The organism is Paracoccus sp. (in: a-proteobacteria) (assembly GCF_039808215.1).
Classification (GTDB): domain Bacteria; phylum Pseudomonadota; class Alphaproteobacteria; order Rhodobacterales; family Rhodobacteraceae; genus Paracoccus.
The window spans coordinates 1-14,854 of the sequence record NZ_JBDHSP010000041.1; the positions used below are offsets into that span (position 1 = coordinate 1).

The 14,854-nt window shown below is 69.6% G+C and carries 15 protein-coding genes and 1 pseudogene; 7 read left to right on the plus strand and 9 right to left on the minus strand.

The features are described from left to right. A pseudogene (locus WMK75_RS12775) lies at positions 1-246 on the plus strand (hypothetical protein); the annotation flags it as partial. Between the two features lie 19 nt (positions 247-265). Here WMK75_RS12775 and leuC read toward each other — a convergent pair. After that, positions 266-1,702 carry a 3-isopropylmalate dehydratase large subunit gene (gene leuC / locus WMK75_RS12780; protein ID WP_347268043.1) on the minus strand — a complete coding sequence of 479 codons (1,437 nt, stop codon included), beginning with the start codon at positions 1,700-1,702 and terminating at the stop codon, positions 266-268. Between the two features lie 447 nt (positions 1,703-2,149). Here leuC and rsfS point away from each other — a divergent pair, with 447 nt between their 5' ends. Together rsfS and rlmH are read left to right on the plus strand one after the other, a co-directional pair. Further along, entirely contained in the window at positions 2,150-2,578 is a 429-nt protein-coding gene (gene rsfS / locus WMK75_RS12785; RefSeq protein WP_347268044.1) for a ribosome silencing factor, read from the plus strand. A 3-nt stretch (positions 2,579-2,581) separates the two neighbouring features. Then, entirely contained in the window at positions 2,582-3,049 is a 468-nt protein-coding gene (gene rlmH, locus WMK75_RS12790) for a 23S rRNA (pseudouridine(1915)-N(3))-methyltransferase RlmH (RefSeq protein ID WP_347268045.1), read from the plus strand. Here rlmH and WMK75_RS12795 read toward each other — a convergent pair. Continuing rightward, positions 3,046-3,873, minus strand: a complete 828-nt coding sequence (locus WMK75_RS12795; protein WP_347268046.1) for an LOG family protein — start codon at positions 3,871-3,873, stop codon at positions 3,046-3,048. The two genes, rlmH and WMK75_RS12795, sit on opposite strands and share 4 nt — an antisense overlap. Before the next feature lie 92 nt (positions 3,874-3,965). Between WMK75_RS12795 and dapD the strand changes: the two genes are divergently transcribed. Both dapD and WMK75_RS12805 read left to right on the plus strand, forming a co-directional pair. Beyond that, positions 3,966-4,790, plus strand: a complete 825-nt coding sequence (dapD, locus tag WMK75_RS12800) for a 2,3,4,5-tetrahydropyridine-2,6-dicarboxylate N-succinyltransferase (RefSeq protein WP_347268047.1) — start codon at positions 3,966-3,968, stop codon at positions 4,788-4,790. 95 nt (positions 4,791-4,885) lie between these two features. Beyond that, positions 4,886-5,137: a GlsB/YeaQ/YmgE family stress response membrane protein gene (locus WMK75_RS12805; protein WP_347268048.1), complete on the plus strand. Its 252-nt coding sequence runs from the start codon at positions 4,886-4,888 to the stop codon at positions 5,135-5,137. A gap of 10 nt (positions 5,138-5,147) precedes the next feature. On the opposite strand, the gene WMK75_RS12810 is transcribed toward WMK75_RS12805, so the two are convergent. After that, positions 5,148-5,618 (minus strand): YbaK/EbsC family protein, encoded by a 471-nt coding sequence (locus tag WMK75_RS12810; protein ID WP_347268049.1) that lies wholly within the window; start codon positions 5,616-5,618, stop codon positions 5,148-5,150. A gap of 56 nt (positions 5,619-5,674) precedes the next feature. Here WMK75_RS12810 and WMK75_RS12815 point away from each other — a divergent pair, with 56 nt between their 5' ends. Further along, positions 5,675-5,995, plus strand: a complete 321-nt coding sequence (locus WMK75_RS12815; protein WP_347268050.1) for a hypothetical protein — start codon at positions 5,675-5,677, stop codon at positions 5,993-5,995. Positions 5,996-6,083: 88 nt separating this feature from the next. After that, a complete protein-coding gene (locus tag WMK75_RS12820) occupies positions 6,084-7,334 on the plus strand; it encodes a lytic murein transglycosylase (RefSeq protein ID WP_347268051.1) in 1,251 nt (416 codons plus the stop codon). 988 nt (positions 7,335-8,322) lie between these two features. Here WMK75_RS12820 and WMK75_RS12825 read toward each other — a convergent pair. The 6 genes from WMK75_RS12825 to WMK75_RS12850 all read right to left on the minus strand — a co-directional run bounded on the left by WMK75_RS12825 (position 8,323) and on the right by WMK75_RS12850 (position 14,760). Continuing rightward, the gene (locus tag WMK75_RS12825; protein WP_347268052.1) at positions 8,323-8,844 is read right to left on the minus strand and encodes a L,D-transpeptidase family protein; all 522 of its coding nucleotides are present in this window, start codon (positions 8,842-8,844) and stop codon (positions 8,323-8,325) included. A gap of 68 nt (positions 8,845-8,912) precedes the next feature. Further along, positions 8,913-10,133 carry a class I SAM-dependent RNA methyltransferase gene (locus WMK75_RS12830; protein ID WP_347268053.1) on the minus strand — a complete coding sequence of 407 codons (1,221 nt, stop codon included), beginning with the start codon at positions 10,131-10,133 and terminating at the stop codon, positions 8,913-8,915. Further along, positions 10,130-11,983, minus strand: coding sequence for an ABC transporter ATP-binding protein (locus WMK75_RS12835; protein WP_347268054.1), 1,854 nt, complete (start codon positions 11,981-11,983; stop codon positions 10,130-10,132). Before WMK75_RS12835 ends, WMK75_RS12830 begins: the two co-directional genes overlap by 4 nt. Before the next feature lies 1 nt (position 11,984). Continuing rightward, on the minus strand, positions 11,985-13,148 hold the full coding sequence (locus tag WMK75_RS12840; RefSeq protein ID WP_347268055.1) for a CCA tRNA nucleotidyltransferase: 1,164 nt from the start codon (positions 13,146-13,148) through the stop codon (positions 11,985-11,987). After that, the gene (locus WMK75_RS12845) at positions 13,145-13,726 is read right to left on the minus strand and encodes a CoA pyrophosphatase (protein ID WP_347268056.1); all 582 of its coding nucleotides are present in this window, start codon (positions 13,724-13,726) and stop codon (positions 13,145-13,147) included. Before WMK75_RS12845 ends, WMK75_RS12840 begins: the two co-directional genes overlap by 4 nt. Next, on the minus strand, positions 13,726-14,760 hold the full coding sequence (locus WMK75_RS12850; protein WP_347268057.1) for an Hsp33 family molecular chaperone HslO: 1,035 nt from the start codon (positions 14,758-14,760) through the stop codon (positions 13,726-13,728). The genes WMK75_RS12845 and WMK75_RS12850 overlap by 1 nt, the downstream gene beginning before the upstream one ends. Positions 14,761-14,854 lie beyond the last annotated feature (94 nt).

Here is a 14,854-nt window from a genome sequence, read left to right on the forward strand (position 1 = left end):
GGCGTGCTGCTGGCGCTGGTCTGGGCGGCGAACAGCCTGCGCGGGCGCATGCGCGGCAACCGTCCGGCCCTGCTGGGGCTGGCGGTGCTGTGCGGTTTCGTGCTGGTGCGCGCGGTGGGGTTTCATCATGTCGACGGTCTGCTTGGCGCGGAATTCGCGAAGATCAGGTATAATTTCTGGTTCGAGAACGCCGGGCTGCTGCTGATTGCCCTGAATGCCCTGTGGCTGCTGCGGCGGGGTCGCTAGGCCACCCCGCCCGCCGACCTCAGGCGGTTTGCGCCAGCATGTCGCGCACATCGGTCAGGTGGCCCTTGATGCCCGCCGCCGCCGCCATGACCGGCGACATCAGATGCGTGCGGCCCCTGTAGCCCATGCGACCCTCGAAATTGCGGTTCGAGGTGGCGGCGCAGCGCTCGCCCGGTGCCAGCTGGTCGGGGTTCATCCCCAGGCACATCGAGCAGCCGGCCATGCGCCATTCAAAGCCCGCATCGGTGAACACCTTGTCCAGCCCCTCCTCCTCGGCCTGCAGCCGCACCAGACCCGAGCCGGGCACCACCAGCCCACGCACGCCCTCGGCCAGATGCCGGCCCCGAAGGATGCCGGCGGCGGCGCGCAGGTCCTCGATGCGGCCATTGGTGCAGGAACCGATGAACACCGCGTCGATGCGGATGTCCGCCAGCGGTGTGCCGGGCTGCAGCCCCATGTAATCCAGCGAGCGGCGCGCGGCCTCGACCTTGCCGCCCTCGAAATCCTCGGGGGCGGGGACGCGGCCGGTGATCGGCAGCACGTCCTCGGGCGAGGTGCCCCAGGTCACCACCGGGGCGATGTCCTCGGCGCGGATGGTCACCACCTTGTCCCAATGCGCGCCCTCGTCGGAAAACAGCGTCTTCCAGTAGCTCAGCGCCGCCTCCCATGCCGCGCCCTTGGGGGCATGCGGGCGGCCCTGGCAATAGGCGAAGGTCTTGTCGTCCGGGGCGATCAGCCCGGCGCGGGCGCCGCCCTCGATCGCCATGTTGCACACGGTCATGCGGCCTTCCATCGAGAGGTCGCGGATCGCCTCGCCGCAATATTCGATGACATGGCCGGTTCCGCCGGCGGTGCCGGTCTTGCCGATCACCGCCAGCGTGATGTCCTTGGCGGTGACGCCGGGACGCAGCCTGCCGGTGATCTCGACCTTCATGTTCTTCGATTTCTTCTGGATCAGCGTCTGCGTGGCCAGGACGTGCTCGACCTCGGAGGTGCCGATGCCATGCGCCAGCGCGCCAAAGGCGCCATGCGTGGCGGTGTGGCTGTCGCCGCAGACCACGGTCATGCCGGGCAGGGTCCAGCCCTGTTCCGGGCCGACGATATGCACGATGCCCTGGCGGATGTCGTTCATCGGGTAATAGTTCACCCCGAATTCGCGGGCGTTCTTGTCCAGTTCCGCGACCTGGATGCGGCCCTCGGGATTCTCGATCCCGTCGACGCGGTCGGGGGTGGTGGGCACGTTGTGGTCGGGCACGGCGATGGTGCGTTCGGGGGCGCGCACCTTGCGCCCGGCCATGCGCAGCCCCTCGAAGGCCTGGGGCGAGGTCACTTCATGGACCAGATGCCGGTCGATATAGAGCACGCAGGTGCCGTCGTCCTGACGGTCCACCACATGCGCGTCGAAGATCTTGTCATAGAGGGTGCGGGGCGTGCCCGCGGGGCTGTTGCCGGTCATGGCTGTCTCACTCTGAAAGACTGGCTCGAAGGGTCGGATGGGGGCCGCCGCCGGCGGAACTGCCGGGCAGGGGCCGGGGCGCAGCACGGCGCCCGCACCGTCAAAGTCGGGCGGTGATGGACAGGCTTTCGCCGTAGAACCGGCCGGGCAGGCGGGCGCGGTCATGAATGTCGAAATAGACGAATCCTCGCATGCTGGCCGTTCTACGCCGGTTTTCCCCGACAGGCAATATCGGCCCATGGCCCCGTCACGGACCGCGACGTGCCGGACGCGCGCGGGCGAAAACCGCTGCATTCGACGCCGAAACCCCGGCAGCGCGCGCAAAAATCCCCGCCCGCGCATTGAGCGGGGCGGATTCCATGCTACATTGGCAATACCCGGCGCCGGGGCAGATCGGCGTGATGACCGGAGGATGAGTCCCTGTCCAATACCGCCTCGCCGGCCGCCGTGCCGGCTGCGACCACCGCGGAAGCCAGACTGACCAGCGATCAGTTGTTGGCCCGCATTCTTGCCTCGCTGGACGATGACAAGGCCGAGGATGTCGTGACCATCGACCTGCGTGGTCGTTCGGCCATGGCCGATCACATGGTGATCGCCTCGGGCCGCAATGCGCGCCAGGTCGCCTCGATCGCGGAAAAGCTGGTCGAGCGCCTGAAGCAGCTGACCGGCCGCTCGGCCCGGGTCGAGGGCAAGGAGACCGGCGACTGGGTGCTGATCGACACCGATGACGTGATCGTGCATGTCTTCCGCCCGGAAGTGCGCGAATTCTATCAGCTGGAAAAGATGTGGATGCCCGCCGACGCGCTGCGCTCGGTCACGCTTGAGCGGCTGCGCGCCGAACATGCGGCGGAACTGGCCCGCAACCCGCAGAACTGAACCATGCGCATGGTCATTGCCGCGGTCGGGCGGCTGCGGCAGGGCCCCGAGGCGGCGCTGATCGCCGATTACCTCGACCGCCATGCCAGGGCCGGGCGCGGGCTTGGCCTGCCGCCGGTCACCATCCATGAGGTCGAGGACCGGCGCGGCGGCGGCATGGACGCCGAGGCTGTGCTGCTGGAACGCGCCATCCCGGCAGGCGCGGCGCTGGTCGTCATGGACGAGCGCGGCCAGATGCTGAGTTCACCCGAATTCGCCGGCAGGATCGCCGGCTTTCGCGACCAGGCCCGCGACATCGCCTTTGTCATCGGCGGCGCCGACGGCATCGAGCCCGCCTTGCGTGCCCGCGCCGATCTGGCGATCAGCCTCGGCCGCATGGTCTGGCCGCACATGCTGGTGCGCGTCATGTTGGCCGAACAGATCTACCGCGCCACCACCATCCTGGCCGGCAGCCCCTATCACCGCGACTAGGCGCAGGGCTCGGGCCAGTTGTCGATGATCTCGACCGCCTCCTCGGCGCGCTCGACAAAGCTGATCAGGTCCAGGTCCTCGGGGCTGATGGTGCCGGAATCGGCCAGCGCCTGCCAGTTGATCACCTCATGCCAGAAATCCGTGCCGAACAGCAGGAAGGGGACGCGCCGCATGCGTCCGGTCTGGATCAGCGTCAGCGCCTCGAACATCTCATCGAGCGTGCCGAAACCGCCGGGGAAGATGGTCACCGCCTTGGCCCGCATCAGGAAATGCATCTTGCGGATGGCGAAATAGTGGAAGTTGAAGCACAGGTCCGGCGTCACATAGGCGTTCGGCGCCTGTTCATGCGGCAAGACGATCGACAGCCCGATCGAGGTGCCGCCGGCCTCATGCGCGCCGAGGTTGCCAGCCTCCATCACGCCGGGGCCGCCGCCGGTGCAGATGACGTTTTCCGTGCCATAGCTTTCCAGGCTGCGCGCGGTCATCAGGCGGGCGAACTTGCGCGCCTCGTCGTAGAAATGCGACAACGCCGCCAGCGCCGGGATGCGGGCGCCATCCTTCGCCTCGGGCGAGGGGATGCGGGCGCCGCCAAACATCACCACCGTCGAGCGGATGCCGCGCGCATCCATGATCATCTGCGGTTTCAGCAGTTCCAGCTGCAGCCGCACCGGGCGCAATTCCTCGCGCAGCAGGAATTCGCCGTCGGTGAAGGCCAGGCGATAGGCCGGGGCACGCGTCTGCGGCGTGTCGGGCGTGGACCGGGTCGCGGCCACGTCCTGGTGGCTGTCGCGGAAAGGGTGGCGGCGCTCGTCTTCGTCTTTCATCCTGGCCTCTGTCGGGATCGCCGCGCATTGCACGGCCGCACCCCCCGGCTTATAGCCCTTGCCGAACAGTTTCCACCCGAGAGAGGCCAGACATGTCGCATGACGCCCTAGAAGCCGCCATCGAATCCGCCTGGGAGATGCGCGAGCAGATCACCCCCGCCAGCCGGGGCGAGGCCCGCGACGCCGTCGAGGCCACGCTCGAGGCGCTGGACAAGGGCGCGCTGCGCGTCGCCGAGAAACGCGGCGCCGACTGGCATGTGAACCAATGGGCGAAAAAGGCCGTGTTGCTGGGCTTTCGGCTGAAGGACATGGAGATCCACCGCGGCGGCCCGCAGCAGGGCGGCTGGTGGGACAAGGTGGACAGCAAGTTCGCCGGCTGGGACGAGGGCGACTGGCGCGCCGCCGGCTTCCGCGCCGTGCCGAATTGCGTCGTGCGCCGCTCGGCCTATATCGGCAAGGGCGTGGTCCTGATGCCCAGTTTCGTCAACCTTGGCGCCTATGTCGACGAGGGCACGATGGTCGACACCTGGGCCACGGTCGGCTCCTGCGCGCAGATCGGCAAGAACGTCCACCTCTCGGGCGGCGTCGGCATCGGCGGCGTGCTGGAGCCGATGCAGGCCGGCCCGACGATCATCGAGGACAATTGCTTCATCGGTGCCCGCTCCGAGGTGGTCGAGGGCTGCATCGTGCGCGAGGGCTCGGTCCTCGGCATGGGCGTGTTCATCGGCAAATCCACCAGGATCGTCGACCGCGAGACCGGCGAGATCATGTATGGCGAGGTTCCCGCCGGCTCGGTGGTGGTCGCGGGCTCGCTGCCCTCGAAGAATGGCGTGAACCTTTACTGCGCGGTGATCGTCAAGCGCGTGGACGCGCAGACCCGCTCCAAGACCTCGATCAACGAGCTCTTGCGCGACTGAGCCTTCGCGGCGCGGTTTTCCTTCATCCGGCCGGTGAACCTGCCGGCGGGTTGCGGCGTTCATCCCGCATCGGGTTCCTGACAGCAGAGGTTCACATGCAGGGTATGGGTTGGCTGGCCGCGATCATCGTCGGCGGCCTGGCGGGGTGGATCGCCAGCAGCATCATGAAGGCCGACACGGGGATGATCCTCAATGTCGTGCTGGGCGTCGTGGGTGCGGTGGTCGGCAATGCGCTTCTGGGCCTGTTCGACCTCAGCGCCGAGGCGGGCAGCTGGACGGCGCAGGGCGTGGCCGGGCTGATCGGCGCCATGGTGCTGATCTGGCTCTATCGGGCGGTGGCGCGCTAGGCGCGCCGGCTCAGGCGGTGAAATCCGCCTGCTGCGCGCCGGTCAGCCGCAACAGGTCCGCCGGCGCGATGGCAAAGACATGGCGCGGCGTGCCGGCTGCCGCCCAGACGGTGCCGAATTCCAGCAGTCGCGGGTCAAGAAACGCCTCCAGCCGCCGCAGGTGCCCGACCGGCGCCACGCCGCCGATGGCGAATCCGGTCTCGGCACGGACCAGATCGGCATCGGCCTTGCCCAGTTCCTGCCCCGCCACCGCCGCCGCCTTGCCGGGATCGACGCGATTGCCGCCGGCGGTCAGGAACAGCACGACATGGCCGGTGGCCGCGCCGCGAAAGATGATCGACTTGGCGATCTGGTCGACCGCGCAGCCGACCGCCGCCGCCGCGCCCTCGGCGGTGCGGGCGCTGTCGTCGGTCTCGCGGATCTCGATTCCCAGCCCGGCGGCCTCGAGGGCGGATTGCACCCGCCGCAAACTCTTGCTCATTGTCACGACTCCCCGTTTCGGGCGATATGACGCGAAAACGCTGCAAAGGGAAAGCCATGGCGCAAGAGGTCTACACGCTGCTGGTCGAGGTCGGCCGCGCCGAGGGCGACGGCCTGCCGCAGGGCGCCACGGGCGCGGCGCTGGTCTGCTATGCCTCGGGCCGCGACGAGGCCGAGGCGGTGCGTGAAACCGTCGCCATCCTGAAACAGGCCGGGCTGGCGCCGCTTGAGGTCACCGGCCATGGCACGGTTGCCGAACGCCTTGACGACGGGCACGAGATCCCCGCCGAGGAACGCGCGCTGATGGACCGCGCCCTGGCCGAGAATGCGGTGATCGTGGCGCAGATGGAACCGCTTTTCGACGAGGGCGCGGACTGAACGCCCCGCGTCGGCAATCGCCGTTTCCCATCAACCGCAATCCGCTCTAGACTGGCTGCAACCAGAAGAAGCAGCGAGGCGCAGGGACATGAGCAGAACCATCGGCCGCGTGGCGATCGCCGCGGCCCTGACACTGGCACTGGCGGGATGCGGCGTCGGGTCCGGCCGCGGCCCCTCGGCGGCGCGCGGCGATTTCGCCGGCCTGCCCACGGCGGGCGGCCAGGGCAGCGAGGCCGGCTTCCAGGCCTGGGTGATCAGCTTCCGCCCGCGGGCGCTGGCCTCGGGCGTCGCGCCCGCGACCTTCGACAATGCCATGGCGCAGGCGCATTTCATGCCCAGTCTGATCGCGCTGGACCGGCAGCAAAGCGAGTTCAGCAAGCCGGTCTGGGACTATCTCGACGGTGCCATCGGCACGCGCGGCGCGACCGGGCGGGCCAGGGCCGGACAGCACGGCGCCACACTTGCCGCCATCGAATCGCGCTACGGCGTCCCGCGCGAGGTGGTGCTGGCGGTCTGGGGGATGGAATCGAATTTCGGCGGCAACCGCGGCAGCACCGCCATCGTGCCGGCGCTGGCGACGCTCGCCTATGACGGCCGGCGCGGCGAGTTCTTTGCCGGCGAACTGGCCGCGGCGCTGCGCATCCTGCAGGCGGGCGACGTGGACAACCGCCGCATGGTCGGAAGCTGGGCCGGGGCGATGGGGCACACGCAATTCATGCCCTCCTCGTTTCTCGCCCATGCCGTGGATTTCAACGGCGACGGCCGGCGCGACATCTGGTCGGATGATCCGTCGGACGCGCTGGCCTCGACTGCGGCCTATCTGCGCCGCAACGGCTGGCAACCCGGCCAGGTCTGGGGCGCCGAGGTCATCCTGCCGCCCGGCTTCGACTTCAACCGCGTCGGCAAGTCGGTGCGGCAATCGGGCAGCCAATGGGCGGCGCTGGGGGTGCGCACGGTCAACGGCGCGCCGGTGCCCTCGGGATCGATCCTCGCGCCGGCGGGGGCGCGCGGCCCGGCCTTCCTGATCACCGAGAATTTCCGCGCCATCCTGAAATACAATGCCTCGGACAGCTATGCGCTGGCGGTGGCCTGGCTGGGCGAGGCCATCGCCGGCCGCCCCGGCATCCAGGGCGACTGGCCGCGCGGCGACCGCGTGCTGTCGAATGCCGAAAAAGCCGAGATCCAGCGCCTGCTGATGGCGCGCGGCCATGACACCGGCGGCGTGGACGGCAAGCTGGGCAGTCAGTCGTCCGAGGCGATCAGGGACTTCCAGCGCGCGCGCGGCCTGACGCCCGACGGCTATGCCGACGCCCGCCTTCTGGCCATGCTGCGCGGCTAGGACCGGCGGCGGCGTCCTTGACGTTTGACAGATACCCCCTGCTGCCCGCGCTGACGGGCGCAGGCGTCGCCCCGGTTCGTGCCTATTCCCCGCTCTTCCTGTCCCGGGCTGGCGTCCTGTCACGAGCTTTCCGACGGTGTCGCATGTGGCAGCGGTTGGGCACCGCTGCCCCGCAGGTTCAGCAAATGCCTGAACGATGAAGCGAATCCGTCTTGCCGACCCACGAGGCTCCATCCAGCGCGAAGATCATGGTTCTGCACGATGACGATCGGCCATCGACATCGGCGAGGTTTCCCATGTGCAAGGCCCGTCCCCGGACCTGATCGGGCCAATGGGGCAGCCTGCTGCGGCGGTGGGCCGGATGGATCGGCTGCCCATGGCGGCTGCCCGGCGGGCGCAGGGCGCGGCTTCGCGACGTGACCCCAGCGCATCCGCCCGCCCGGCCTTCTCATCGGTCAGTTCGCCGCGATCATGCCGCGCGCCATCCACTGGGGATGACGGCAGACTTCGGCTGTATGTGCCGCGCACTGCGCCCGCCGGTCGCCCCGGGGCTCATGTCCTGACGGGGTTGCAGCCTGAAGGGCGTCCAGCAGCGGCGGCAGGGACCACATGATGACAGGTGCCCCCTCCGGCCGGGGACCATTCCGGAGGGTTGGACCTTCAGGCCCTCGGCCCATCTGGAAAATTGCACCGGACTGAGGGGTGTGACCGTCACCCCCGATGCAGCTGCTTGACCGGCAGTTCCACGAGACGGCTTCCGCGCTGTCCGGCGGATGGCCTGGCATTTGCGGAACGAGGGTCAAGGCGTGAGCCAGGATACCCTCGATTTCGCCCTGACCGCCTGGACGCCGAACTTGCGGAAAACTCTGGCCTTTCGATCGGGCGAGGACAGGCGCGGCGATCTTCATGCCCGGCTTTCGCGATGAATGTCGCCGTCGCGCAACCCCCTGACAAGGCATGCGGCGGCGCCGGTTCCGTGCCCCGCCGTTCAGGGATAGATGAAGACCGGCACCCCGGGTTTCAGCAGCGCGAAGATCTCCTCGATCTCGCGGTCGTTCACCGCGATGCAGCCGGCCGTCCAGTCAGGGCGGTTCAGCGCCCGCCCCTCGGGGCCGAGGCCGTGGATCATGATGTCGCCGCCCGGCCGCAGCCCCCTGGACGCCGCCCGCGCCACATCCTGCGCCGAAGGGTAAGAGATGCCGACCGAAAGGTGATAGCGGCTGTTGGGGTTGAAGCGGTCGATGAAATAGGCGCCCTCGGGCGTCCTGCCGTCGCCCTCGAACTGCTTGGCGCCGACCGGCTGGTTGCCCAGGTTGATCTTGTAGCTTCTGACCACGGTCTTGCCGCTGACCAGATACAGCTTGCGGTCGCCCTTCTTGACGACGACCTGCGTGACTGGCGGTCCCGTATAGGGTCCGCTGCCGTCGGAAGGCTTGCTGCTGTCCCCGCCGCAGCCAGCCACCAGCGCGACCGCGACGGCCGCGATCAAACCGCGAAATGCCCGTATCATCACTGCCCTCTACGCGCCTGAATGCGCTGATCATTTTCCCAAGATGTAACACAAGGGTTAAGAGTTCGCTAGCTTCGGCGAATTTCCGCCACCGTCTCGACATGCGGCGACCAGCGGAACTGGTCGATCACGAAGATGCGGGTGATCATCAGCCCGCCATCGGCAAGAACCTGCGCATCCCGGGCAAAAGTGACCGGATCGCAGCTGACCCAGGCCAGGGTCCCGACCTTGCCGCGCGCGATTTCCGCGGCCTGGGCCTCGGCTCCGGCGCGCGGCGGGTCGATCACGATCGCGTGAAAGTCCAGTTCGTCGGCCATGAGCGGCCGGCGGGCCAGATCGCGGATCTCGGTGCTGATTCGATGCAGCCCCGGCCTGTGCCTGGCCGCGTCAGACAGGGCCTGCAGAGGTGCTGCCAGCCCCTCGACCGCATGCACCTCGGCCGATTCGGCCAAAGGCAGGGCGAAGGTGCCGCAACCGGCAAAGAGATCGAGGATGCGCCGCGCCCCCCTGGTGATGTCGCGCACCGCGGCCAGCAACGCCGCCTCGCCCTCGGCCGTGGCCTGCAGAAAGCCGCCGGGGGGGGGCGTGACCCGGGCCCGGCCCATGACCAGTTGCGGCTGGCGGCGGGTGATCGCCTGACCGTCCCAGGCCAGCCGTGCCAGATCGCCGGCCTCGGCCAGGCCGGCGAGGGTCTGAAACAGCGCGGGCTCCATCGGCTTGCCGCCGGTGACCGCCACGTCCAGGCCCGCATCGGTCTCGGTCACGGTCAGAGACAGTTCGCCCCCGCGCGAGGCGCCGGCGGCGACGATCCGGCGCAGCACGGGCAGCGCCGCCTGGATCGCCGGCCGCAGCACCCGGCAATCGGCAATGTCCACGACCACGTCCGAGGCCCGGGCGTGGAATCCGACCAGCGCGCCCTTTTTCGTGCGCCGCCCCGACAGTACCGCCCGCCGGCGCGAGCGCGGCGGCGAGACATGCACCCCCGCGACCGGCGCCGCCAGCCCCTGCGCGCGCAGCGCCTCGCGCACCACGCCGATCTTCCAGTCACGCACGAAGGCGTCCGCAGCGTGCATCAGCGAACAGCCGCCGCAGGCGCGGTAATGCAGGCAGGCGGGTGTCACGCGCTGCTTCGATGGCGTGACGATGCGCGGGCTGGCGATGCGGCCGGCCTCGGCCTCGCCCTCGATCACCTCGCCGGGCAGAACCAATGCGGCCAGCGCCGTCGCCTGACCCGAGACCGCGACGCCGTCGCCCTTGCGGCCCAGCCGCCGGACGGTCCAGAGGCTCATTCCGCGGCCTCGCGGCCGGCATCCTCGTCGGTGCCCAGAAAGCCCCCGGACTGGCGGTTCCAGTAGCGGGCATAGGTGCCGCCCAGGGCCAGCAAGTCATCATGCCGGCCCTGTTCGACGACATGGCCGGCCTCGAGCACCACGATGCGGTCCAGTTCCGAAATGGTCGAAAGCCGGTGCGCGATGGCCAGCACGGTCTTGCCCTGCATGGCGCGGTGCAGCGCCCGCTGCACCTGGGCCTCGACCTCGCTGTCCAGCGCCGATGTGGCCTCGTCCAGAACCAGGATCGGCGCATCCTTGAGCAGCGCGCGTGCCAGGGCGATACGCTGGCGCTGTCCGCCCGAAAGCTTGACCCCGCGTTCGCCCAGATGCGCCTCATAGCCCTTGCGGCCCATGTGGTCCTGAAGCCCGAGAATGAAGTCATGCGCCTCGGCGGCGCGGGCGGCGGCGATGATCTCGTCCTCGGAGGCGTCTGGGCGGCCGTAAAGGATGTTGTCACGCGCCGAGCGGTTGAACATCGCGGTTTCCTGGGTGACCATGGCGATGTTGCGGCGCAGGCTTTCCTGGCTGACCGCACGCACGTCATGGCCGTCGACGCGCACCGCCCCGGCCTCGACATCGTAAAGGCGCAAGAGCAGCGACACCATGGTGGACTTGCCCGCGCCCGAGGCCCCGACCACCCCCAGCTTTTCCCCGGCGGCGATGTGCAGGTCAAGGCCGCGGATGCCGCCCGCGGCGCGGCCATAGGCGAAGTCCACCCGCTGAAAGTCGATGCGGCCGGCGACACGGTCCAGCACCAGCGCATCCGGGGCATCGGTCAGGGCATGGGCGGGCGAGAGCGTCTTCATCCCGTCCTCGACCTCGCCCACGGACCCCCAGACCCCCATCAGCGCCATGCTGACCCAGCCGGTCATCTGCGACAGGCGCATGGCGATGGCGCCGGCGGCGGCGATGTCGCCGGCGGTGGCCTGGCCCTCGCGCCACAGCAGCAGCGTGCCGCCGATCAGCACCACCGGCAGCGCGCCGGCGACCAGCATCAGCGAAAACCGGAACCAGGTGCTGACGCGGCCGAAATCCAGCGCCCGCTCGCGGTAGCCGGCCATGGCGCCCAGCGCGGCCCGGTCTTCGTGGCGGTCATGGGCGAACAGCTTCACGGTCTTGATATTGGTGATCGTGTCCACGACCTGCCCGGTCACCATCGCCCGCGCCGAGGCGCGGCTGGCCGAGCGGCGGCGGATGCGCGGCAGAAAGAACCGGATCAGCACGGCATAGGCCAGAAGCCAGGCCAGCATCGCCACCGCCCCCCAGCCGTCCACCGTGACCAGAAACGCCGCCGAGCCGACGATCGAGGCCAGGGCAAAGGCCACGACGTTGACGAATTCGCTGGCGACATCGGTGACGGCGCGCGCGGTCTGCGTCTGTTTCTGGGCGATGCGGCCGGCAAAGTCATTGTCGAAGAATGTCACCGCATGGCCCATGGTCCAGCGGTGCAGCCGCGACAGCACCAGCGGGAACAGGTTCGGCCCGACGATGACCGAGGACGAGGCGGTGGAAAGCCCGAAGACCGCAGGCCGGATCACCAGGAAAAACAGCACGAAACCCGCGATCAGCCCGGATTTTTCCGCCAGCAGCGTCTGGGGCGTCGTCTGCACCACTGCGTCGATCACCCAACCCAGCAGCACCGCCGAGACGATGTCGGCCAGCCCGGCCAGCGACGAGGCCACCGCCGCCACCGCCAGCCCCGGCCAGGCCCCCGACAGGCACCAGCGAAAGAAGGCCAGCAGCGTGCGCGGCGGCGGCCCCTCGGCGGGGCGAAAGGCGTCGATCATGCGGGAAAAGATTTCGTGCATCTCAGCTTCCGGGTTCCTGCAGGGCGATGCGGCGCAGCGCCTCGGGTTCAAGGCGGAAATCGCTGGCGACAAAGGCCGCCTCGGCCCGGCGCAGCCCGTCGCCGATGGCGGCGCCTGCAAGCGCCGGCATCAGGTCGCGGGCGGCCAGCGGAAATTGCGCCGCGGCGCCGCGGGCGATCTCGTGGCACCAGCCGAAGGCCGGGGGCTGGCCGCGGGCGGCGCGGATCAGCACCGCCTGGGCCGCGGCGGAGCGGCCATGGTGATAGGCCGCGACCGGCAGCGCCAGCGCCAGCGCCAGGGCGATCGCCTGCTGCTCGCGGATCTCGGCGCGCGACAGGCGCAGGGCGGTGGCGGCGTCGTCGGCGGCCAGCAGCGCCAGCCGGCGCGGCCAGCGCGGCAGGGCGCCGGTGCCGAAATCATGCTCGGCCTCGATCAGCTCGCGCATGTCGCCCGGGTCGGCGCCGGGCAGGATCAGGCTCAGGATGCCGGCCTCGGCCATCAGCGCCAGTGCCTGAGTGGGGTCCGGCGCCGCCAGCAGCCGGCGCATCTCATGGCCGATGCGCTCCTTCGAGATGCCGGCAAGGCCGGCGCGCAATTCGCGGCAGGCGGCCAGGGCATGCAGGTCGGCCTCGCGCCCATACCAGGCGAGGAAGCGGAAAAAGCGCAGGATGCGCAGGTAATCCTCGGTGATGCGCGCGCGCGGATCGCCGACAAAGCGCAGCCGGCGCGCGGCCAGGTCGGCCAGCCCGCCGACCGGGTCCAGCACCTGCCCCGAGGCATCGGCATAAAGCGCGTTCATGGTGAAGTCGCGCCGCTCGGCATCCTCGTGCAGGCTGTCGGAAAAGGCGATCACCGCGCGGCGGCCAAAGGTCTCCACGTCGCGGCGAAAGCTGGTGACCTCATAGCCGTGGCCGCCGGCGATCAGCGTCACCGTGCCATGCTCGATGCCGGTCGGCACCGTGCGCAGCCCGGCGGCGGCAGCCAGGCGCATGACCTCGGCCGGCGGGGCCGAGGTGGCGATGTCGACATCCGCGACCGGCTCGCCCAGCAGCGCGTTCCGGACCGCGCCGCCGACGATCAGCGCCTGCGCACCGCCGGCGGTCAGCGCGGCCAGCACCCGCGCCAGCACCGGATCGGCCATCAGCGTCGCGGGCAGGCGCGTCATGCCGAGATCCTCAGAGCCAGGGAATGCAGCACGCGCGCCGTGGCGCCCCAGATGTAATAGGGGCCATAGGGCGCCACATAATAGTCGCGGCGCATGCCGCGCCAGCTGCGGCCCTCGACATGGTAATTCGCCGGATCGGTGACATGGGCGAAGGGCACGCTGAACACCTCCTCGACCTCGCCGGCCTCGGGGACGGGGGCGAAGGCGCCATGCACCAGCGCCAGCACCGGGATCATGGCGAAACCGGTGATGGTGCGATGCGCCGGCATGGTGCCGATGACCTCGACCTGGGCCGGGTCCAGACCGACCTCCTCCTGCGCCTCGCGCAGGGCGGCGGCGACCTCGTCGCGGTCGCCGGCATCGACCTTGCCGCCGGGCAGCGCGATCTGGCCGGGATGGTGGCGCAGGCTCGAGGCGCGCTTGGTCAGGATCAGCCGCCCGTCCAGGGCGTCGAAGGCTGCCAGCACCCCGGCCGGGCGCAGCGCCAGTGCCGGCGCGCCGCCGCCGAAATCGAAATCCGAAGAGGGCCCGGTCCTGCCCGCAAGCGCCCGCACAAGCTGTTCCCGGACCCCCTCCATCAGTGCGCCGCCCGGCTTTTCCCGGCGTCGCCGGATTTTTCGGGCAGCGGCCGGCCCTCGGCGTCGATTGTGGCCTCGAACCCCAGGCTTCTGGGGTCGAATTCGTAATGCGCGCCGCAGAACTGGCAATCGGCGGTGACGATGCCGGCCTCGTTGGTCATGTGCCGGATGTCCTTGGCGGAATAGATCGACAGCGTGCCGCGCACGCGCTCGGCGCTGCACGAGCAGCCGAAGACCAGCTGCTGCGGACCGAAGGCGGCGGGCGCTTCCTCATGGAACAGCCGAAACACAAGATCGGGCAGCGGCAGGCCGGCATCGACCAGCTCCATGTCCTCGACCGTGGCCATCAGCATGGTGGCGCGGTTCCAGTCCTCGGATTGCGCGCCCTGCAGGATGTCGGCGCTTTCCAGCATCTGCCCGCCCCCGGCCGCCGGATGGCGCGTGGCGGGCAGGGTCTGCAGCATGATGCCGCCGGCGCGCCAGTGTTCCTCGTGCCGGCCGGGCAGGCGCATGCGCCCCACCGCCAGTTCGAACTGCGTCGGCAGCTGCTCGGACTGTTCGAAATAGGTCTGCGCGCAGACCGAGAGCGCGCCGCCGGCCAGCGGCGTCATGCCCTGATAGGGGGTGGTGCCCTCGCCCTGGTCGATCAGCACGGCGAAATAGCCCTCGCCGATCTGGTCGAAGGCGGGCTGATCGCCCTGCAGCCGCGCGGCGTCGAAACTGGCCCAGGCGCGCATGCGGGCCGGGCCGCCCTCGGTCTCGGGGGCATAATAGTCGGTGGCGATGGTGCGGATGGCGCCATTGCCGCGCACCTGCAGCGACAGTTTCCAGCGCAGCTTGACGGTCTGGCCGATCAGCGCCGTCAGCACCGCCAGTTCCGCCAGCATGGCGCTGACCGCCAGCGGATAGTCGTGGCGCGACAGGATGTGTTCCAGCACCGGTCCCAGCCGCGCGACGCGCCCGCGCATGCCCGAGCGTTCCAGCTGAAAGGGCAACACGCTGTCATCCCAGGAAATGTCCCTTGTCTCGGTCATCCTATGTCCTTCGGAATATGGCCGCGCGGGGAACGGCCGCCGCCCGCGCCTTGCGCCCAATATAAGGCCTGCGCGGCAAAGCCCAAGGGGGCTT